The 20,960-nt window shown below is 62.6% G+C and carries 15 protein-coding genes and 3 pseudogenes; 10 read left to right on the top strand and 8 right to left on the bottom strand.

Going from position 1 to position 20,960, the window contains the following annotated elements:
- The first annotated feature begins 61 nt into the window (after nucleotides 1-61).
- Nucleotides 62-2,611, top strand: coding sequence for a mechanosensitive ion channel family protein (locus NKJ13_RS11370; RefSeq protein WP_352509390.1), 2,550 nt, complete (start codon nucleotides 62-64; stop codon nucleotides 2,609-2,611).
- Nucleotides 2,612-2,838: 227 nt separating this feature from the next.
- Here NKJ13_RS11370 and msrA read toward each other — a convergent pair whose 3' ends face one another.
- The 4 genes and pseudogenes from msrA to NKJ13_RS11350 form a co-directional block, all read right to left on the bottom strand.
- The gene (gene msrA, locus NKJ13_RS11365; RefSeq protein WP_352476876.1) at nucleotides 2,839-3,567 is read right to left on the bottom strand and encodes a peptide-methionine (S)-S-oxide reductase MsrA; all 729 of its coding nucleotides are present in this window, start codon (nucleotides 3,565-3,567) and stop codon (nucleotides 2,839-2,841) included.
- 76 nt (nucleotides 3,568-3,643) lie between these two features.
- Complete coding sequence (locus NKJ13_RS11360) at nucleotides 3,644-3,979, bottom strand: hypothetical protein (protein WP_352691881.1); 336 nt, start codon at nucleotides 3,977-3,979, stop codon at nucleotides 3,644-3,646.
- A gap of 78 nt (nucleotides 3,980-4,057) precedes the next feature.
- Nucleotides 4,058-4,761, bottom strand: a pseudogene (locus NKJ13_RS11355) (DUF1223 domain-containing protein).
- A gap of 342 nt (nucleotides 4,762-5,103) precedes the next feature.
- Nucleotides 5,104-6,168 (bottom strand): TadE/TadG family type IV pilus assembly protein, encoded by a 1,065-nt coding sequence (locus NKJ13_RS11350; RefSeq protein ID WP_352691878.1) that lies wholly within the window; start codon nucleotides 6,166-6,168, stop codon nucleotides 5,104-5,106.
- Between the two features lie 159 nt (nucleotides 6,169-6,327).
- On the opposite strand from NKJ13_RS11350, the gene lepA reads away from it, so the two are divergent.
- The 4 genes from lepA (at nucleotide 6,328) to NKJ13_RS11330 (ending at nucleotide 10,208) form a co-directional block, all read left to right on the top strand.
- Complete coding sequence (gene lepA / locus NKJ13_RS11345; protein WP_352691876.1) at nucleotides 6,328-8,133, top strand: translation elongation factor 4; 1,806 nt, start codon at nucleotides 6,328-6,330, stop codon at nucleotides 8,131-8,133.
- 119 nt (nucleotides 8,134-8,252) lie between these two features.
- Nucleotides 8,253-8,816, top strand: a complete 564-nt coding sequence (locus NKJ13_RS11340; protein WP_352691874.1) for a DUF1643 domain-containing protein — start codon at nucleotides 8,253-8,255, stop codon at nucleotides 8,814-8,816.
- Nucleotides 8,817-8,920: 104 nt separating this feature from the next.
- Nucleotides 8,921-9,418 carry a hypothetical protein gene (locus NKJ13_RS11335; RefSeq protein WP_352691872.1) on the top strand — a complete coding sequence of 166 codons (498 nt, stop codon included), beginning with the start codon at nucleotides 8,921-8,923 and terminating at the stop codon, nucleotides 9,416-9,418.
- On the top strand, nucleotides 9,390-10,208 hold the full coding sequence (locus NKJ13_RS11330) for a dCTP deaminase domain-containing protein (protein ID WP_352691870.1): 819 nt from the start codon (nucleotides 9,390-9,392) through the stop codon (nucleotides 10,206-10,208). Before NKJ13_RS11335 ends, NKJ13_RS11330 begins: the two co-directional genes overlap by 29 nt.
- 114 nt (nucleotides 10,209-10,322) lie before the next feature.
- On the opposite strand, the gene NKJ13_RS11325 is transcribed toward NKJ13_RS11330, so the two are convergent.
- Nucleotides 10,323-11,237 (bottom strand): hypothetical protein, encoded by a 915-nt coding sequence (locus NKJ13_RS11325; protein ID WP_352737832.1) that lies wholly within the window; start codon nucleotides 11,235-11,237, stop codon nucleotides 10,323-10,325.
- 220 nt (nucleotides 11,238-11,457) lie between these two features.
- Here NKJ13_RS11325 and NKJ13_RS11320 point away from each other — a divergent pair, with 220 nt between their 5' ends.
- From NKJ13_RS11320 to NKJ13_RS11300, 5 genes and pseudogenes are all read left to right on the top strand, one after another.
- Nucleotides 11,458-11,829 carry a hypothetical protein gene (locus tag NKJ13_RS11320; protein WP_352648388.1) on the top strand — a complete coding sequence of 124 codons (372 nt, stop codon included), beginning with the start codon at nucleotides 11,458-11,460 and terminating at the stop codon, nucleotides 11,827-11,829.
- A gap of 241 nt (nucleotides 11,830-12,070) precedes the next feature.
- Nucleotides 12,071-12,697 carry a CDGSH iron-sulfur domain-containing protein gene (locus NKJ13_RS11315; protein WP_352737831.1) on the top strand — a complete coding sequence of 209 codons (627 nt, stop codon included), beginning with the start codon at nucleotides 12,071-12,073 and terminating at the stop codon, nucleotides 12,695-12,697.
- 97 nt (nucleotides 12,698-12,794) lie between these two features.
- Nucleotides 12,795-13,166: pseudogene (locus NKJ13_RS11310) on the top strand (endonuclease domain-containing protein).
- 168 nt (nucleotides 13,167-13,334) lie between these two features.
- On the top strand, nucleotides 13,335-15,362 hold the full coding sequence (locus tag NKJ13_RS11305; RefSeq protein WP_352777744.1) for a hydantoinase/oxoprolinase N-terminal domain-containing protein: 2,028 nt from the start codon (nucleotides 13,335-13,337) through the stop codon (nucleotides 15,360-15,362).
- Between the two features lie 254 nt (nucleotides 15,363-15,616).
- A complete protein-coding gene (locus tag NKJ13_RS11300; protein WP_352691908.1) occupies nucleotides 15,617-17,791 on the top strand; it encodes a malate synthase G in 2,175 nt (724 codons plus the stop codon).
- 287 nt (nucleotides 17,792-18,078) lie between these two features.
- On the opposite strand, the pseudogene NKJ13_RS11295 reads toward NKJ13_RS11300, so the two are convergent.
- The 3 genes and pseudogenes from NKJ13_RS11295 to NKJ13_RS11285 form a co-directional block, all read right to left on the bottom strand.
- Nucleotides 18,079-19,254 (bottom strand): annotated as a pseudogene (locus NKJ13_RS11295) (YifB family Mg chelatase-like AAA ATPase); the annotation flags it as partial.
- A 162-nt stretch (nucleotides 19,255-19,416) separates the two neighbouring features.
- The gene (gshB, locus tag NKJ13_RS11290; RefSeq protein ID WP_352507087.1) at nucleotides 19,417-20,358 is read right to left on the bottom strand and encodes a glutathione synthase; all 942 of its coding nucleotides are present in this window, start codon (nucleotides 20,356-20,358) and stop codon (nucleotides 19,417-19,419) included.
- Nucleotides 20,359-20,578: 220 nt separating this feature from the next.
- Nucleotides 20,579-20,953, bottom strand: a complete 375-nt coding sequence (locus NKJ13_RS11285) for a GtrA family protein (protein WP_352507086.1) — start codon at nucleotides 20,951-20,953, stop codon at nucleotides 20,579-20,581.
- Nucleotides 20,954-20,960 lie beyond the last annotated feature (7 nt).

Genomic DNA, 20,960 nt, shown 5'->3' with positions numbered 1-20,960 from the left:
AAGCGGAATAACCTTCTCTGGCCGGCCCAGCAGAATCGCCGGCAAGAAGAAGGGCAACAGAATGAACCCCTTTTCTGCGGCAGGACAGGATCGGCTGTTGCTTTTGCTGATCCGGACAGTCGCGCTGATCGGCGCACTCGCGCTTGCCGGCCTGCTGCCGGCCATGCCGCAGGCGCATGCCCAGGACGCGGCCAACTGGACGGGCGTGTGGGACACGAAATGGCGCGGCGGCGGCGCCCAGATCAAGTTCGAGCAGACCGGCGCCGACGTAAAGGGCGTGTACCCGCTTTATAACGGCCGTATCGAGGCAAAGGCCGAAGGCGACAAGCTTGTCGGCCACTGGTTCGAAGGCGACCGCCAGGGCGCCTTCACCTTCGTCCAATCGCCTGACGGCGGCAGCTTCATGGGCCGCTTCGATGCCGCCACCGCCGAATGGTGGACAGGTGTGCGCGTCAGCGCCGTCGAGGACGTGCGTGTCGACCAGTCGAGCCCGATGAGCACCATGCGCTCGTTCCTGCAGACGATGAACGAGAGCGGCGCCGACAACGTGCCGCGCGCCACCGGCGGCGGCATGGGTCTTGCCGGTCTGGCGGCGGGTCTCGTCGACGTCACCGAGGCCGACCGCGGCGGCCTCAACATGCCCGATTACACCAAGCTGCTGTTCACCGTCATCGACAACGCGACGTTCCGTCTGTGGAGCCTGCCGCATGACATTATTTCCAGCGACGAGGTGACGGCGACGCTGCCGCAATACGGCACCAGGGTCTCCTTCGCCGTCACTTTTCGCCGCAAGAATGGCGACTGGTTCATCGTCGGGCCGCCACTTGGCCAGCTTCAGGCCAAGCTCGCCGAATTCCAGGAAGCGCGTGGCGAAGCCGTAGACATGGTCGACGATCCGAGCAGGCTCGCCTCGCCGCGCGATACGTTCAAGGTGCTGTTGAGCGGCCTCACCGAAGCCGGCGATCCGGCACAGGCGGCGCTCGACCTGCGCAACTACAGTCAGGCGGTGCGTGGCGACGAGGCGTTCCTGCTCGAGCGCTATCTCAAAAAGGTCATCGACCGCATCGGCTACGTCTATTGGCAGGAGATCCCCGACGATCCGAAGAGCAACACCCCCTTCGTCTATTTCGAGCATCCCGCCGGCAACATCGTCATCGGCCCGGTCGAGACTGACCCCGACGGCACCGGCAAGCGCAAGATCTGGCAGTTCACGCCCGAGACGCTCGCCCACATCCGCGCGCTCTACGCCGACGTCGAAGACGTGCCGGTGGCGCCGGAATTCGCCGCCTTCGCCAGCACCGACCCGTTCTTTATCGCCCGTGGCCTCGCCCGCGAGATCAGCCCCGGCCTGCTCACCCGCGCCGGCCCGATGGAGCACTGGCAATGGTGGATGCTCGGCCTTGCCGCACTGGCCGGCATCGTCTTCGGCTTCATCGCCAATGCGCTGATTTCCTTGTTTGTGCGAAGGACGGACAGCCCGGCCTTCTTCCGCATCGTCGAATGGGCGGTGCGCTCGATCGTGCTTGGCTTCTTCCTGCTGTTGACGCTGCGCCCGCTCGGTCTGCCGCAAGTGGTCGCCGCCCCGGTCAAGGCAATCGCCTGGAGCCTGATCGTGATCGGCGCCGTGCCGGTGGTCTGGCATCTGATCGGCAAGGTCGCCGAACACTATCGCGGACTGTGGCAAGTGCCCGGCTATCACGACACGCTGATTTCGCTGTCCACCGGCGTCGCACGCGTCGCCGTGCTGGTCGTCGCCTTCCTGCTGTTGGCCGAAGTGCTCGCCATCCCCTACGAAGGCGTCATCGCCGGTCTCGGCATCGGCGGTCTGGCGGTGGCGCTGGCCGCGCAGCCGACGCTGCAGAACTTCCTCTCCGGCCTGACGCTCTATGCCGACCGGCCGGTAAGCGTCGGCGACTTCTGCAAGTTCGGCGACCAGTCCGGCACGATCGAGCATATCGGCATGCGCTCGACGCGCATCAGGTCGCTCGACCGCACCATCATCTCGGTGCCGAACTCGGATTTCGCCGGCATGCAGATCGAGAACTACGCCCATCGCGACCGCACCCGGTTCGCGACGACGCTGCAGCTGCGCTACGAGACGACGCCCGATCAGCTGCGTTACGTCCTGGCCGAGCTGCGCAAGCTGCTGATTGCCCATCCGCGCGTTATCGATGAGCCGTGCCGCGTGCGCTTTGCCGGCTTCGGCGCCTATTCGCTCGATATCGACGTGTTCACTTATATCAAAACCGCCGACGTGGCCGATTTTCAAGCCATCCGCGAGGACATCCTGTTGTCCATGATCAACGTCATGGATGATGCCGGCGCGCAGTTCGCCTTCCCTTCGTCACTGGAATACAGAGCCACCGACCTTCCGGTCGACGACGAAAAACGCATCGCCGCGGAGAAAAGGGTCGGCGATTGGCGCGAGGCGCAAAATCTGCCTTTCCCCGACTTCAGCCAGATCGACAAATTCGCCCTCAACAACACGCTTGCCTACCCGCCTGAGGGCTCGGCGCATTATCGCGAGACAGAGCCCGACCCGGACTCGGCCGAGGCAAAGGCGACGCTGGAGAAAGTGCGCTGGAGCCTGCCCTGGAAAAAGGGGAGGTAGTTTCGAGACGTTGGCGGGACAGCACCCCCCTCTGGCCTGCCGGCCATCTCCCCCGCAAGGGGGGAGATTAGCAGTTTCAGCGCTCCGCTCGTCCTGAACGTTGGAGATTTGGCGAAGGTCGAGGTGATAGCCGATCTCCCCCCTTGCGGGGGAGATGTCCGGCAGGACAGAGGGGGTGCGAAGGATCGCCGACGCTTATTCTCCGTCGCGCCCGCCGGCGCAAAAGCTCAGCTCTTGTTAGCGGCCAGCACCAGCACCGGCTTTTCGCTGTAGAGGTTGGGGAACAGCCGCTTCAGGTTCTCGACCTTGGGCAAATCATTGTAGACGATATAGGGATAAGTCGGGTTGAGGGTCAGAAAGTCCTGGTGGTAGTCCTCGGCCGGATAGAAGCTCTTGCCGGTCTCCAGCGTCGTCACGATCGGCTTAGGAAACACCTTGGCCTTGTCGAGCTGGGCGATATAGCTTTCGGCGATCTTTTTCTGCGTGTCGTTTTCCGCAAAGATCGTCGAACGGTACTGTGTGCCGCTGTCCGGCCCCTGGTAGTTCAGTTGCGTCGGATTGTGCGCCACCGAGAAATACACCTGCAGCAGCTGGCCGTAAGTAACCTTGGACGGCTCGTAGGTGATCTCGACGGATTCGGCATGGCCCGTCCGGCTGGTGCCGACCATTTCATAGACGGCCGTGTCCTTGTCGCCGCCGGCATAGCCGGAGACGGCGCTGGTGACGCCCTTGACGTGCTGGAACACGCCTTGCACACCCCAGAAGCAGCCGCCGGCGAAGACCGCCTTTTCGGTGCCGGCGGTGGCCTTCTCGTCCATTGCCGGCGGCGGGATCACCACCGCGTCTTCGGCCGAGACTGCCGGGGTCTGCCAGAATACGGCGGCGGCGGCCGTGAGGATGAGCGCGGCAGCTGCTGCTTTTGCGAAAATCGACGATCGTTTCACGGCTGCGGTCATGTCTGATCTCCCATGATGTGGCGTGGATTATACGACGGATAGGTCCGCCGGGCTCTCACATTGCTGTGCGCATCGCCTATTTGGCCGGAGCCATGGCATCGCAGGCCTTGGTCGCCTCTGCCTTCTTCATGGCGTCCGTCTCGGCGTCGGCCTTGTTCATGCAGTCGGCCTTCATCGGATCGGTCGCCTTCATCGCGGTCGTGGCCATCGCGTCAGCCGCCATGGCGCCGGCCGGCTTCATTGCGTCCGTTGCCGGCTTCATGGCGCCCGTTGCCGGCTTCATGGCGTTTGTCGCCATCGCCGGCTTCATCGCATCTTCGGCTCGCGCCGCGCCTCCTGCGAACAGCGCCGCCGAGCAAAGTGCGAAGGCGAGTACCGCCAGGGTCGGGCGATTGGTCAAACGATTGGTCATGATGATCTCCTAGGGTTTGGCAGGGGTTGACGGCATGCGGCGGCGCCGCTGCGCGTTGGGGGAATTTCGCGCGGGTTTCTAATTCGTAGCGGCAGCAAGGATCGGCCCGCCGCCCGGCACCTGTACCAGCACCGCCGTGCTAAGGCCGCCCGTCGTCGCCGGCAGCGGCAGCGCGGTGGCGTCCAACTGCCCAGCCTGGTCAGCGAATGCACGACATTGGCGTGCGGCAGCGTGCGGCCGGTGTTTTCTCCGCGCGCCACCGGCACCTCGACGACGCCCTTGCCGTAACGCACCAGCCAGACGTCGGCCTTGCCTCCGGGCACCGGACCGGCGCCGATGCTGACCATCCCGCCGGCGAGCGACAGCGAAGGTCCGTCGGCGCGGCCGCCGCTCGAAATCAGCTGCTCGATCTCGCCGGGCCTGGCGCCGACCGCATCGGCCTTGCCGTTGACCACCACTTGTGGCGTGAACGGGCCGGAACGGCCGAGCGACGGTTCATAGCGGACCTGGCGCTGCGTGAATTCTTCTTTGCCGAATGTGTCCTTCCAGCCGAGATAGTCCCAGTAGGTGACGTTGAAGGACAGCGCCAGCACGCCGGGCCGGTCCTTGACCTTGATCAGATTGGCGTTGGCCGGCGGGCAGGACGAGCAGCCCTGGCTGGTGAACAGCTCGACGACGGTCTGCGTCTGGCCGGCGGCCGCGCCGGTTGCCGACAGCACAGTTGCCGAAAACAGTACCGCGGCGAGCCCCATCAGGGCTGTGCTGCGTTTCGATCCGGTCATCGCTGTTCTCCTGTGCGGTTCCATGTCCACACTTCGCCGCCGAAACACGGTTCGTTACAGCATCACCGCTTCGTGATCGTTCGCAGCTCTCTCTTCCTCTTGTGGGAGAAGGTGAATCGGCGCGAAGCGCCGAGACGGTTGAGGGGTGCTGGAAGCAATGAGGCGTCGGCGTTCCCTGGAACACCCCTCATCCGACCGAGCTTCGCTCGGCCGCCTTCTCCCACAGGGGGCAAAGGGAAGACGGTCGCTCGCAACCAACACGCCACCCGGTGTGACGGGCGGCGGTGTGATGGACGGGCAGCCTAAGCGGGCCGATATGCCCTCGCACTCAGCTGCGGCGTCCTATTGTGTCAACAGCGTTTCCGATGCCCGCTGATTGAAGGCGCACTTGCCGGTTACTGTGTAGAAAAAGTCCGCGTTGGAATCGGTGATGGTCGGAGATGTCGGCACCGGCGATCCCCCGTCTTCCCACGCTTGTGTGCTGGTCTGGCCGCACGGCACCAGCGTAAAGATATCGACCGTTTGGCCACTGGCGATCTCGACGCCGTCCGCGTAGAGGCGGTTCGATGTCGCCGGATCGTTCGATTTGAGCACCGTTGGATTGCCTGACGGCACATCCATCTGCAGGTAGAGCTGGTCCATCTGGCTGACGTCGATCACCGCGCCGGCACCGGTCGCCGGGTACATGGTGTTGACGCAGGTGGTCGCATATTTCTTGCCGTTGGAAGCGGTCTGGGTGATCGTGGTGCTGGGCAGCCCATAAAAGCTGAGCACCGTGGTGGTCGTACACACCTGCTGCTGGACCGTAGTGATCGTCGCTCCGTTGATGGTGGAGACGGTCGCCGTGCCATAGCCTTTCGGATCGCCATAACCGTTGTATGTGTAGGTGATCTTCATCAGCTTGTTGGCCACCGTGTCCCCGAATTTGGTGCCGTAGAGCGTCATTGTCTTGCCCCACCAGCCCGAGACCTTGGTCACCTTGAACGTGGCTTGCACCAATGCCGGCCGCTTTGTCACTGCCGACGCAACGCCGACCTGCACCGTGTTGATCCTGGCGATCTGCATGAAATTCGTCGGCATGGCAAAGCCGGCCGAAGCCTTGATGCTGGCGGCGCCGTCGGTGGCGACGACGAAGCTGTCGAGCTTGGCCGTGCCTTGCCCGCCATTGGCCAGGTATACCTCCTGCAGTTTTACCTGACGGTCCGCCAATGAGGTGTCCGTCGCAAGCGTCGTGATCGACAGCGACGCTGCATCGAGGGCGTTCTGCATCGATGCCCTGGTTGAAACCGCCGAGGTATAGTCGATGGAAAAGCCCAATGCGGCAACCATCGGGATAAGCAGGATGGCGAGCATCGGCGCGAACGAGCCGCTCACCGATCTGAGAAATTTGCGTGCTGACAGCGGCATTCCGATCCCCCCGAAACGGCGATAGACCGGTGGGCTACCACGCCGGGCGCAAACTATGCTCTAATCTCATGGATCAAAGTTTAACGACTTTGCCGCCTTGCCGCCGCACCCGCGCCCCGCCGCTTGCCGATATACCGTGCCCCTGCTAAAGCGCGCCGCATGACCACGCCGATCAAGAACATCCGCAACTTCTCCATCGTTGCCCATATCGACCATGGCAAATCCACGCTTGCCGACCGGCTGATCCAGTCGACCGGCGGGCTGGAGCTGCGCGACATGAAGGAGCAGGTGCTGGACTCGATGGACATCGAGCGCGAGCGCGGCATCACCATCAAGGCGCAGACGGTACGGTTGAAATACCGCGCCAACAATGGCGAGGATTATATCCTCAACCTGATCGACACGCCCGGCCATGTCGACTTCGCTTATGAAGTGTCGCGCTCGCTTGCCGCCTGCGAGGGCTCGCTGCTGGTCGTCGACGCCTCGCAAGGGGTCGAGGCGCAGACGCTGGCCAATGTCTACCAGGCGATCGACAACAACCATGAGATCGTCGTGGTGCTGAACAAGGTCGACCTGCCCGCTGCCGAGCCCGAGCGCATCCGCGAGCAGGTCGAGGAGGTGATCGGCATCGACGCCTCCAACGCCGTGCTGATCTCGGCCAAGACCGGGCTGGGCATCCCCGACGTGCTGGAAGCGATCGTCAACGATCTGCCACCGCCGCGCGAGGGCGACATCGCGGCCCCCTTGAAGGCGATGCTGGTCGACAGCTGGTACGACGCCTATCTCGGCGTCATCGTGCTGGTGCGCATCATCGACGGCGTGCTGAAGAAGGGCCAGACCATCCGCATGATGGGCACCGGCGCCAGATACCTGGTCGAGCGCACCGGCGTCTTCACGCCCGCCCGCATCAATGTCGACGAGCTCGGCCCCGGCGAGTTCGGCTTCTTCACCGGCTCGATCAAGGAGGTTGCCGACACCCGCGTCGGCGACACCATCACCGAAGACAAGCGCCCGACGGCACAAGCCCTGCCCGGCTTCAAGCCGGCGCAGCCGGTGGTGTTCTGCGGCCTGTTCCCGGTCGACGCCGCCGATTTCGAAGACCTGCGCGCCGCGGTCGGCAAACTGCGCCTCAATGACGCGTCCTTCTCCTTTGAAATGGAAACCAGCGCCGCGCTCGGCTTCGGCTATCGCTGCGGCTTCCTCGGCCTTTTGCATCTTGAAATCATCCAGGAGCGGCTGGAGCGCGAGTTCAACCTCGACCTCATCGCCACCGCACCCTCGGTCGTCTACCGCCTGCTGTTGAACGACGGCACGGTCAAGGAACTGCACAATCCGGCCGACATGCCCGAGGTGGTCAAGATATCGGCCATCGAGGAGCCGTGGATCCGCGCCACCATCCTCACCCCCGACGACTATCTCGGCGGCATCCTGAAACTCTGCCAGGACCGGCGTGGCATCCAGGCCGACCTGTCCTATGTCGGCAAGCGCGCCATGCTGATCTACGATTTGCCGCTCAACGAGGTGGTCTTCGACTTCTACGACCGTCTGAAGTCGATCTCCAAGGGCTATGCCTCCTTCGACTATCACCTGACCGACTATCGCGAGGGCGACCTGGTGAAAATGTCGATCCTGGTCAACGAGGAGCCGGTCGACGCGCTGTCGATGCTGGTCCACCGCACGGCGGCGGAAAAGCGCGGCCGCCAGATGTGCGAGAAGCTGAAGGAGCTGATCCCGCACCATCTGTTCAAGATCCCGATCCAGGCGGCGATCGGCGGCAAGGTCATCGCCCGCGAAACCATCTCGGCGCTGCGCAAGGACGTCACCGCCAAATGCTACGGCGGCGACGTCTCGCGTAAACGCAAGCTGCTCGACAAGCAGAAAGAGGGCAAGAAGCGGATGCGCCAGTTTGGCAAGGTGGATATTCCCCAGGAGGCGTTTATCCAGGCGCTGAAGATGGGGGATTGAGGGGGCTGTGCCTGTGGCCGGACGCAGTGGAATTTCAGACCAGCGTTGCACGGCGAAAATAGTTACTCGCCATTGCGGGTTCCCGGCCTTGCACTTCAGAGTCGCCCCGCAGCGGCCATTTGCGCCCCAACAGACACATTGCTGAGCGCGCACCATTGACAGCCATCTTCTCGGAATGTCGACAGTACCGTTATCGCCTCGACCGTCCCATCGGTGGACGGCGGCCGCCGGTGGCGTTTTTGCTTCACAATCCAAGTATCGCCGATGAAGAGGCCGATGACGCCACTCTGCGGCGGGGAATTGGGTATGCCAAACTATGGGGTTGCGAACGACTTACGTTCATAAACCCGTGGGCGCGCATTGCAACATTGTCTAGAGAGTTATGGGCAAGCGGTGACCCTGTCGGGCCGCTGAACGATGGTCACATTCTTCGGGCAGCGACTGAGGTGAAAGAGGCTGGCGGCTTCATCGTTTTGGGCTGGGGTGTCATTCGCCCGCCACGGCAATATCTACCGGCAGCTACCTCGAGATTGCGTGACGTTGAGCAACTCGTTCGGGAAACTGGGTGCGAAATTCGTGCACTCGGCTCGAATAAGGATGGATCGCCAAAACATCCTCTCTATATATCACGTGAGTCGAAACCGTTTCTGTGGCCCCCTTCTTCGGTTTCACGCTTACTTTAATAACTTGTGGGAAACTCCGATTTGCCGCAAAAGTCGTGGTATGCGGCTTGATTCGGCTTCAGAATCAGGATGGCAACGCGAACCTGGGGGAAGGGAGCGCGATTATGTTTTCAGATGGCGACATGCTGCAACTGCAACAGGAGCAGTATCATCATGATCGGAGGAACCACTCCGATATCCTGTGCTTGCATAAAAACGACAGGCTAAAACATTACGGACTCCACTACTGCAAATACGTGGGACGGCTGGCGCGCGGCTTGACTGAGCCAAAGGCTTATGACCGGACGTTGACTGACACTGCACTTGTCTGTCTTAGCGCAGCAAATACACTCCATCAGCATCTGCCCGCACCAAATGTTGCCGTCAAACCTGCCACCCAAATCGACCCGCTTCGCACTTTTGCTGATGCAGCTGGTCGGTTTGCGGACGCATGCGAGAAGATTGATCACGCCGAAGACTGCCTTCCTATTATGCGTAGCGCCAACATCGACATCATGACATGGGTTGCACAGATATCTGAAGAGCGAGGCCTCAACCTCCACGAAGCTGTAATACAGCGCAGGAGCGAATTGCGTGAGCGCCAGTTCTACATCACGGAATAATCTTGGCGGCGGTGGATTCTGGAGCGGCGAAAAGCTTCTAGCTAATCAATCCGTTGTAATGGATTTTGACCCATTGCACATAGATGCGAATGCGTACAACTTACGCATGGGTAATGTCCTTTTTAAGACGGCGGAACTATCTGGAGAACATCAAGGAAAAACTGTTTTAGCGGAGAAGCAATGCTTTTTGATTCCTCCCGGGCAGTTCGCATTTCTCCTTACAAAAGAGGAGGTGTCGATACCTTCAGATGCTATGGCGTTCATATCTATGCGGACGCGCATTAAGTACCAAGGGCTTATTAACGTTTCGGGATTTCACGTTGATCCAGGGTACAAAGGAAAGCTGATATACGCGGTTTACAACGCCAGCCCATCGCCCGTTCAGATATGTGAAGGAGATCCCGCCTTTAAGATCTGGTTTTGTAGCTTGGATAGAACATCAAGCCCACCGTACCTTTATGACGGAAAAGCTATAAACGATATTGATAACGAACTTGTTCGGGGCATGAGCAAAGAGATATTGTCACTTCAAGGGCTTTCTGAGAAAATTAGACAGATTGAGAGCGACGTTGACAAAAGAATTTCCACTCAACAACCTGTAATAGACAGCTTAAGTAATCTCTGGAATAACATCTCTCTAGGTGTTATCTTGGCTTTGGTAGGCATTGTATTAACCATTGTTGCTCCAACAACGTTGGGTGTTGGATTGAATCTTCTTAAGAAGATTGAGACTAAGTGGCCAGTACTTGGTGCCCCTGAGCTTAGTCCTCCCGCTCAAACAAGTCCTTAAACTGCGGCTAAAAAAGTTCTACTGAAACAGGAGATCCACGAATCAGCCCTAGCGGATTTACCGCTGCGTTCCTCTGCAATGTTCGAAGATGATAAAGTGGACTCTTGAGCTTGGTTAGTCCGAATTGCGTACGGCGGTCAGATGGATTTCCGCCGGTGTATAGCCGTCGCTTGTGAGCTTAGAAACAATGGTGATATCCCCCCGAACGGTATCTTTGGTCCAGATATCATGAGCCGTCACCGGGTCGACCAGCTTCATTCTGAGGCGCGATTCTGTGACGCCTTTCGGGACAGCCGCCCAGCCGGTATTGATCTTGTCCTTGTCCTGAGCGTGTATTTCAAGCGTGACGTCGTCGTAACTGTCGTACCGTTCAAAATCCTCTTTGGCGCTGAACTCTTCGGCATATGGGATTTGCTTGACGACTTCTGACTCGACACGTTCTCTATCAAATAGGATTGGCACACCGCCTTCACGCTGGCTTGGAATGAAGAAGCCCTGCACCGCCTTCGCCAAGCGCTTTACCGTGGCGGGTTTCCCATACTTCGCATCAAGAATCTTCTTTATGTCCTCTTTCGACTTACCGGTGTTTTTGGCTAGCTGATCGACAATGTTGTCTAGTTTCCGCCTGAGCGCGCCATCCTCCACCGCCTTTACCGCTGCATCCTTCAAAAACGACGCGCCGTAAAACAGGACTATCATCGTAACGACCGTGACCAACGAGTCGTACGAGTCCGGTATGTTGACCTTGAAAAGGTCCTCAAGCATTGGCGGAATCTCGGTTTTCAAATCGTCCTGAAAGGCAACGATCAGCGACACCACGAATAGCTCCCGAAGGGGGCTTTCTTGGGACAAAGAGCGAACATTTATCTGACTCCGCTCGATGTGAACACCATCGATTAGGCTGGGAAGTAAGGAAACGGCATCCTGGATTGCTATGTCTGCTGCTTGCAGCGCCGCTATTACGTCCACCAAAGGTGTTGAGCCTCTTGTGTCGTAAGTGATTTGTATTGGAAGGTTGATCGCCGCCATTGTTGAAGCAAAGCAGAATTGTGTTTGATTAGATAGCCATAGCCACAATTCTCACGATCTTATCCGGTGGAGTTTGACGCTTTTGCTCATAAGGACCTGAAAATCCATTCTCTCCACATCTGGCGAAGTAGGCGGCGCAACCCCCTTCCACCCATCCCGCCGCCATGCCATGTTCCCCCTCGCGGCCGGGCAGGCCGTTTCATTCCGGGGGGAATATCCAATGTTTTACGCTTCCGTGCGCCGCGCTGCCGCGGCGCTTTGCCTTGCCGCCTTGTTTGCGCCCGTCGCGCATGCCGGCGATGTCACCTTCGAGATCAAGAACAGCCATCCGAACGCCATGCGCGTCGAACTCTACAGCCAGGACCGCGACCATGTCTGGCCGGGCAACAATCAGGATTATTATCTCAACGACGGCGAGACCAAGTCGATCCCGCTGTCCTGCAATGACGGCGAATCGATCTGCTATGGCGCCTGGGTCGATGGCGACGACAGCACCTATTGGGGTGTCGGCCCCGGCAACACGGAAAAGTGCGACGATTGCTGCTACACCTGCAGCGGCGGCGAGACCGAGGAAATCGATCTGGTGCCGTGACGTGGCAAATCTCCCCCCTTGAGGGGGAGATGGCCGGCAGGCCAGAGGGGGTCGGTACGTCCTGATGCGACGTCCCATCGCGGACAGATGATGCCGGCGCTCCACGCGCAACGCCCCCCTTCTGTCGCCTTCGGCGACATCTCCCCCTCAAGGGGGGAGATCAGGCGCCCAGCCTCTCAGGCAGCTTGACGCCGTCCCGGCCGCCGCCATAGCGTGACGCCTTCAGCAAGGAGATGCACCCATGGCAGGCACGGTCGAAGGCGAAAAAATCGATATCGGCTTTTCCGGGCGCCGCTGCATCCATTCGCGCAATTGCGTGCTGGGCGATCCCCATGTCTTCGTGCCCAATGCGCCCGGCCAGTGGATCCACCCCGAGGCGGCCAGCGTCGAGAAGATCGTGGCGCTCGCCGAAGCCTGCCCGTCCGGCGCCATCACCTATATCCGCAAGGATGGCGGGCCGCAGGAGCAGCCGCCGGTGGTCAACACCGTGCGCATCAGGGAGAACGGCCCGCTGGCGGTGCACGCCGAGATCGTGCTTGGCGGCGAGACGTTCTTCCGCGCCACGCTGTGCCGCTGCGGCGCCTCGGAAAACAAGCCGTTCTGCGACGGCAGCCACGCCAAGGCAGGCTTCACCGCCACGGGCGAGCCGCCGCTGAAGGATACGCCGGCGCTGGAGGCGCGCAATGGCCCGCTGACCGTCACACCGACGACCAACGGCCCGCTCAAGCTCGAAGGCAATGTCGAAATCGTCACCGGCACCGGCCACACGGTCGACCGCACCCAGCGCGCCTTCCTCTGCCGTTGCGGCCATTCCGCCAACAAGCCGTTCTGCGATGGATCGCACAAGCGCGTGGGGTTTGTGGGGTAGGAGGGCTGTCCGGCCAAGCTGCCAATCTCCCCCCAAGTGGGGGAGATGTCCGGCAGGACAGAGGGGGGCGCCATAGAGCGCCAATTTCAGCAGTACAATGCCTCATACGCCATTGCCTCCAAAACACCGCGCAAATGCCCGATCGATGCGTAAGGTCATGACCTCTGCTGAATTGAAGCTCTGGAACGAGCTTCGCGCGCACCGGCTGATGGGGCTTGGCTTTCGGCGACAACTTCCGGTCGCCGGTTACATTGTCGATTTCGCCTGCCCGGAGCAGAAGCTGATCGTGGAAGTCGACGGCTCCTAGCATACCGAAGCCGATGCTGTTGCCAGAGACGAAGCAAGGACAGTGCGCCTGGAACAGGACGGCTGGACCGTCCTGCGTTTCTGGAACGATGACATCATCCGCGACATCGACAATGTCTGCCAGCATATCGTGATTGCGGCGGGGCTCGCCGAGGTGCCTTAGATCGTGGCAAGGTCGGCGGGACAGCGCCCCCTCTGTCCTGCCGGACATCTCCCCCACGAGGGGGGAGATTGGCCGTCACCACGATCATCGCCCGTGGCCCAGCCATCACGGCTTTATCGATCGGCCGGTATCCGCTAAGGGGCGGAGACGAATTCTCCGGACGCAAATATGACCGCCAGGCCCAAACCCTCACCCCTGTTCCTCGGCATCGACACCGGCGGCACCTACACCGACGCGGTGCTGTGGTCGGAGGCCGGTGGCCCAAGCGGCAAAGTTCTGGCCAAGGCCAAGGCGCTGACGACGCGCCACGATCTCGCCGTCGGCATATCGGGCGCGGTCGATGCGGTGCTGCAAAAAGCCGGCACCGACCCGACTGCGATAAAACTGGTGTCGATGTCGACGACGCTTGCCACCAACGCGCTGGTCGAGGGCCAGGGCGGCCGGGTCGCGCTGGTGATGATCGGCTTTGCCGAGGGCGACCTTGCCCGCGACGGGCTGAAGGCCGCACTTGGCACCGATCCCGTGGTGTTCTGCCCCGGCGGCCACGATGTCCACGGCAATGCGGCAAAGCTCGATCTGTCCGGGCTGGAGGCAGCTTTGCCGGAATGGGAAAAGTCGGTGTCCGGCTTTGCAGTCTGCGCCTATTTCGCCACCCGCAATCCGGCGCACGAGCTAAGCGCGCGGAACCTGATCCGCGACGTAACCGGCCTGCCGGTCACCGCCAGCCACGAACTGTCGGCCAAGCTCGGCGGGCCGCGCCGGGCGCTGACGACCTTGCTCAACGCCAGACTGATCTCGATGATCGACCGGCTGGTCGCGGCAACCGAAGGCTTTTTGGCCGCGCGCAACATCGCCGCCCCGCTGATGGTGGTGCGCGGCGACGGCGCTTTGGTCTCGGCCGCCTTTGCCCGCCAGCGGCCGATCGAGACGATCCTGTCCGGCCCGGCCGCCAGCCTCGTCGGCGCCCGCCACATGACCGGCCTCGACGATGCCGTGGTCTCCGACATCGGCGGCACCACCACCGACGTCGCCGTGCTCGACAAGGGTCGGCCGCGGCTCGATCCGGAAGGCGCCACCGTCGGCGGCTTCCGCACCATGGTCGAAGCGGTCGCCATGCGCACCTTTGGCCTGGGCGGCGATTCCGAAGTGGCGCTGGAGGACGGCGTGCTCAACCCGAAAATCCTGCTCGGGCCGCGCCGCCTGGTGCCGCTGGCGCTGGCCGGCATGATACATGGCGAGGCGGTTGCATCAGAGCTGGAACGCCAGCTGCGGGCTCCCAATCCTGGTCGCATGGACGGACGTCTGGCGGTTCGAACCGGCGTGCCGGAGCGGCTGGCGGCCGGACTGACCGGTGCCGAAGCCAAGCTTTACGAACTGATCGGTGCCGTGCCGCAGGCTCTCGACAGATTGCTGACCTCGAATGCCCAGAACGCCACCTTGAACCGGCTGGTGTCGCGCGGGCTGGTGCATGTCGCCGGCTTCACGCCGTCGGATGCCGCGCATGTGCTGGGCAGGCAGGCCAATTGGGATGCGGCCGCGGCGCGTCTCGGCGCCGAGCTGTTAGCGCGCAGGCGCGACGGCCGCGGCCAGTTCATCGCCGCCTCGCCGGAGGCGATCTCGGAACGGGTGCTGACCGCGCTGACCCGCCTGTCGGCCGAAGTCATCCTCGAGACCGCCTTCGCCGAGGATGGGCTGGATGGCGCGGCGACCGTCGCCCATGCGCTGGTCCAGCGTGCCGTCGACGCCCATCCAGGCATCGCCCGCCTCAGCGTCGCGCTCGACCGTCCGGTGATCGGCCTCGGCGCCTCGGCGCCGCTGCACTATGCCGGGCTGGCTGAGCTGGTCGGCAATCGATGCGTGGTGCCGGAGGATACCGATGTCGCGAATGCGCTCGGCGCCGTCGTCGGCCAGGTCCGGGTCTCGGCCGAGGCGCGGGTCAGCCAGCCCAAGGAAGGGCTGTTCCGTGTCGCCTCAGGCGAAAGCGTGCGGGACTTCAACGACGAGGCGGCGGCAATCGCGGCGGCGGAGAAAGATGTGCGGGCGATTGCCGCTGGACGCGCGAAGGACGCCGGCACCGACAGCGCCGAGATCGAAATCGCAAGCGAGTTCCGCGTCTCGACCGTCGAGGGCCAGCGCATGTTCATCGAGGCGCATGTCGTGGCGATCGCGTCGGGACGGCCAAGGATTGCGGTGTGAGCGCGTAATCTCCCCCCTCGAGGGGGAGATGTCGCCGAAGGCGACAGAGGGGGTCGCCTCGCATGAAGCGCGACTTCCTTGTGCCGCAGGAGGCCGAGCCCGGTCGAACCGACCCCCTCTGGCCGCTTCGCGCCCATCTCCCCCTCGAGGGGGGAGATCGGCAGCGAAAACGCCCTACCTTCACCTAAGCCGAATTGACCCTGCCACCCTGACATGTCAAAGGCCCGGCCTAGCCTTCGTCTGGAGAAGCCCTGATGACCGATCGCGTCGAGATCGCCGGATTGCGGATTGCCCGCGAGCTTCATGATTTCGTCGTGAACGAGGCGCTGCCGGGCACCGGCATCGAGGCGGAGGCATTCTGGAACGGTTTTTCGGCCATCGTCCATGATCTCTCGCCAAAAAATCGGGCGCTGCTCGAAAAGCGCGACGCCATGCAGGACAAGCTCGACCGCTGGTACCGCGACAATGGCGCGCCCGTCGACATGGAGGCCTACAAGACGTTCCTCCGCGAGATCGGCTATCTCCTGCCCGAGGGGCCGGCGTTCAGCGTGACCACCGAAAATGTCGACCCTGAAATCGCTTCGGTCGCCGGGCCGCAGCTGGTGGTGCCGGTGATGAACGCGCGTTATGCGCTGAACGCCGCCAATGCGCGCTGGGGTTCGCTGTACGATGCGCTCTACGGCACCGATGCCATTCCGGAGACGGACGGCGCCGAGCGAGGCAACAAATTCAATCCGGCGCGCGGTGCCAAGGTCGTCGCCTGGGTGAAAAGCTTCTTCGACGAGGCGGCGCCGCTCACCACAGGCAAATGGGCCGGCGTCAACGGGCTTTCGGTCGCCAACGGCATGTTGCGGCTCGGCGAGGGTGCCGGCGCCACCACGCTTGCCGACCTCAAGCAGTTTGCCGGCTATCGCGGCGATGCCGCCAATCCCGAAGCCGTCCTGCTGGTCAAGAGCGGCCTGCACATCGAAATCGTTGTCGACCACAACAACCAGATCGGCCGCACCGATCCGGCCGGCATTGCCGATGTCGTGCTGGAATCTGCGCTGACCACCATCCAGGACTGCGAGGATTCGGTCGCCGCGGTGGATGCGCAGGACAAGGTGCTGGTCTACCGCAACTGGCTCGGCCTGATGAAGGGCGACTTGGCGGAAGAGATCACCAAGGCCGGCAAGAGCTTTGTCCGCAGGCTCAACCCCGACCGCACCTATACCGCGCCGGATGGCGGCACGCTGACCTTGTCCGGCCGCTCGCTGATGCTGGTCAGGAATGTCGGCCACCTCATGACCAATCCGGCGATATTAGACCGCGAAGGCAACGAGGTGCCGGAAGGCATCATGGATGCGGCGCTGACGGTGCTGATCGCGCTGCACGACATCGGCCCGAAGGGGCGGCGCGCCAATTCTCGCGCCGGCTCAATGTATATCGTAAAGCCCAAGATGCACGGGCCCGACGAAGTTGCCTTCGCGGTCGAGATTTTCGACCGCGTCGAAGCGCTGCTCGGCATGGCGAAAAACACCATCAAGATGGGCATCATGGACGAAGAGCGGCGCACCACCGTCAACCTCAAGGAGGCGATCCGCGCCGCGAAAGATCGCGTCGTCTTCATCAACACCGGCTTTCTCGACCGCACCGGCGACGAGATCCACACCTCGATGGAAGCCGGCCCGATGATCCGCAAGGGCGACATGAAACAGGCCGCCTGGATTGCCGCCTACGAAGCCTGGAACGTCGATACCGGCCTCGAATGCGGGCTGGCCGGCCGCGCCCAGATCGGCAAGGGCATGTGGGCGATGCCCGACCTGATGGCGGCAATGCTGGCCGAGAAAATCGCGCACCCCAAGGCCGGCGCCAACACCGCCTGGGTGCCGTCGCCGACGGCAGCAACCCTGCATGCCACGCACTACCACAAGGTCGACGTCCACGCCGTGCAGCAGGCTCTGAAGAGCCGGCCCAAGGCCAGGCTCGACGACATCCTGTCGGTACCGGTGGCAAGGCTGCCGAACTGGTCTCAGGAAGACATCCAGAAGGAGCTCGACAACAACGCGCAGGGGATTCTGGGCTATGTCGTGCGCTGGATCGACCAGGGCGTCGGCTGTTCGAAAGTACCAGATATAAACGACGTCGGCCTGATGGAGGACCGCGCCACGCTGCGCATCTCCTCTCAGCACATCGCCAACTGGCTGCATCACCGCGTCTGCACGCCCGAGCAGGTCATGGAGACGATGAAGCGCATGGCGGCTATCGTCGACCGCCAGAATGAAGGCGATCCGCTCTACCGGCCGATGGCACCGGAATTCGACAAGTCCATCGCCTTCCTCGCCGCCTGCGATCTCGTCTTCAAAGGCCGCGTCCAGCCCAACGGCTACACCGAGCCAGTGCTGCACGCGCGGAGGTTGGAATTGAAGGCGAAAGGGCAGGAGCGATAGTCGCCAGCGTCCCCCTCCCCTCAAGGGGAGGGTGGCCCGAAGGGCCGGGAGGGGTCCTGGGTGCAGTGCGCTGACGCCCATTCTGACGATGCGCCTCGGGAAGAGCACGGCAACGCTCCGCACGCGGATCGGTTTCGAAATACAGCAAGGCCGAGGGTCCCACCACTGACCCCACCCGGCCGCTTCGCGGCCACCCTCCCCTCAAGGGGGAGGGGAGCGTCCCTCACGCCGCTTGTGCCATCCGCTCCGAACTCATGCGGTAGGAAATCGCCTCGGCCAGATGGATGCGCCGAGACCGCCGGCACCTCGATCCTGAGATCGATGCGATCGAGCAGCGGGCCGGAAATGCGCGCCTGGTAGTCGGTGCGGCAGCGGTCGCCGCGCAGGCAGCGATAGCCCGGCTCGCCGGCCATGCCGCAGCGGCACGGGTTCATCGCCGCGACCAGCTGGATGCGCGCCGGATAGGTGACGCGATGATTGGCGCGCGCGATCATGCAGTCGCCGGTCTCCAGCGGCTGGCGCAGCGCATCGAGCGCCTGCGGCGAGAATTCGGGAAACTCGTCGAGGAACAGCACGCCGTGATGGGCGAGCGAGGCCTCGCCCGGCCGCACGCGCAACCCGCCACCGACCATCGCCGCCATCGAAGCCGAATGATGTGGCGCGCGGAACGGCCGCCGGTCGGTGAGCTTTCCTTCCCCGAGCTCGCCGGCCACCGAGGCGATCATCGAGACTTCGAGCAATTCCCTGGGCGCCAGCGGCGGCAGGATCGACGGCAGCCGCTGCGCCAGCATCGACTTTCCCGACCCCGGCGGCCCGACCATCAAAAGATTGTGGCCGCCGGCGGCCGCCACCTCCAGCGCCCGCTTGGCGGTCTCCTGGCCCTTGATGTCGGCAAGGTCGGGCAGGTCGCGCGCCGCGGCATGGATGCCGGCTTCCGGCCGTGACAGAACCTGCGTGCCGCGAAAATGATTGGCGATGGCAATCAGGCTGCGCGGCGCCAATATGTCGAAATCCTTGCCGGCCCAGGCCGCTTCCGGCCCGCAGGCGAACGGGCAGATCAGGCCCTTGCCTTCGGCATTGGCGCCGATCGCCGCCGGCAGCGCGCCGGCCACCGCGGCAATGGTGCCGTCGAGCGATAATTCACCAAGCACGACATAGCCGGCCAGCATGTCGCCCGGAATGGCGCCGAGCGCCGCCATCAGCCCGAGCGCGATCGGCAAATCGTAGTGGCTGCCTTCCTTCGGCAGGTCGGCGGGTGCCAGATTGACGGTGACCTTCTTCGACGGCATCGACAGGCCGGATGCATGAAGTGCTGCCTGCACCCGCTCGCGGCTTTCGGCTACAGCCTTGTCGGCCAGCCCGACGATGTGCATGTTGACCTTGCCCGGCGCGATCATCACCTGCACGTCGACCGGCACGGCCTCGATGCCTTGGAAAGCAACCGTGCGAACCCGCGCCACCATGTCTTCACCCCGGATGCGGCTTTTGCCCCAAGCCTTTGCGATCATGCCGCGAACGGCGTCACCGGAGACAACCACAGATTTCCGGCGAAGGCAAGAACATTTGGGGAACGGCTGAACGCAACGGCTGCGATGGTTTGCAACGCGGCCGCTCGCGAAGCGAGGCTAGCTGCGCTTCTCCTCCACCGCATTCCAGAACAGGCTGGCGATGTCGGCGCCGCCGAAGCGCTGCACTTCGCGTATGCCGGTCGGTGAGGTCACGTTGATCTCGGTCATGTAGTCGCCGATGACGTCGATGCCGACAAGGATGAAGCCGCGCTCCTTCAGCGAGGGGCCGATGCGGGCGCAGATCTCGCGTTCGCGTTCCGTCAGCTCGGTCTTTTCGGCGCGGCCGCCGACATGCATGTTGGAGCGCGAATCGTGCTCGGCCGGCACGCGGTTGATGGCGCCGACAGGCTCGCCGTCGATCAGGATGATGCGCTTGTCGCCAGCCCGCACCTCCTTGAGGTAGCGCTGCACGATGTAGGGTTCGCGGAACATCTGGCCGAACATTTCGAGCAGCGAGGCGAGGTTGCGGTCGGCCTCATGCAGGTGGAAAATGCCGGCGCCGCCATTGCCGTAGAGCGGCTTGACGATGATATCGCCGAACTCCTTGCGGAAGGCGGCGACCTCGAACGGATCCTTGGTGATCAGCGTATCCGGCATCAGGTCGGGAAATTCGGTGACGAAGATTTTTTCCGGGCTGTTGCGCACCCAGGCCGGGTCGTTGACCACCAGCGTCTTCGGATGGATGCGCTCGAGGATATGCGTGGTGGTGATGTAGTTCATGTCGAAGGGTGGATCCTGCCGCAAAAGGATGACGTCCATCTCCGAAAGATCGGTGCGGACTTCTTCGCCCAGCGAATAATGGTTGCCCTTCTCGTCGCGGACCTGCATCGCCTCGATACGGGCAAACACCTTGCCGTCGCGCAGCGACAGCCGGTCGGGCGTGTAGTGGAACAACTGGTGCCCGCGCCGCTGCGCTTCCAGCGACAGCGCAAACGACGTATCGCCGGCAATCGACACGGTGGAGATGTGGTCCATCTGGACGGCGACTTTCAGGGGCATGGGTGCTCTCCGGCGCACTTGGAGCGACGTACGTCCACCTGGACGCACATACGCTCCAACATTCTTGAATCCATGCATCGTGCTTTCCGAAAATCGATTCCGATTTTTCGGGCCGATGCATCGACGACAGCGATATAGGGAAATCGGCGGCCTCTGCCAATCGGCCAAGGTCATGATGAGGCTGCGCTTCGCGTGGCGCAGACCCCAATGCGATGTGCGTTCAGCGGTCGAAGACCAGCTTGGAATAGCCGAGGAAGGACAGCGCCATGGCAACCAGTGAGGCGACCGCAAGGGCGACGAGCGGTGGCACCATCGGCAGCGCGAACAGCATGGCGCAATAGACGAGATAATTGACGAGGCTGGTGGCAATGCCGACGCCGCCATAGCGTGCGCCCTCTTGCGCGACGCCGCGGCTGGAAGGCGAGAAGGTCAGATGGCGGTTGATCAGCCAGGTGACGGACAGGGCAAAACCGATCGAGATGATGCGAGCCGCGAAGGGGCCAAGCGGCGCTATCGCCAACACCAGCCAAAGCGCCGCCGCGTCGGCGACCAAGCCGATGCCGCCGGCGACAATGAAGCGGGCGAGGCGTCCCATTTAGAGA

It is taken from the genome of Mesorhizobium sp. M0174 (assembly GCF_040322275.1).
Lineage (GTDB): Bacteria > Pseudomonadota > Alphaproteobacteria > Rhizobiales > Rhizobiaceae > Mesorhizobium.
Note: the sequence above shows the minus strand (reverse complement) of the source record. Positions and strands in the feature narration are given on the sequence as shown.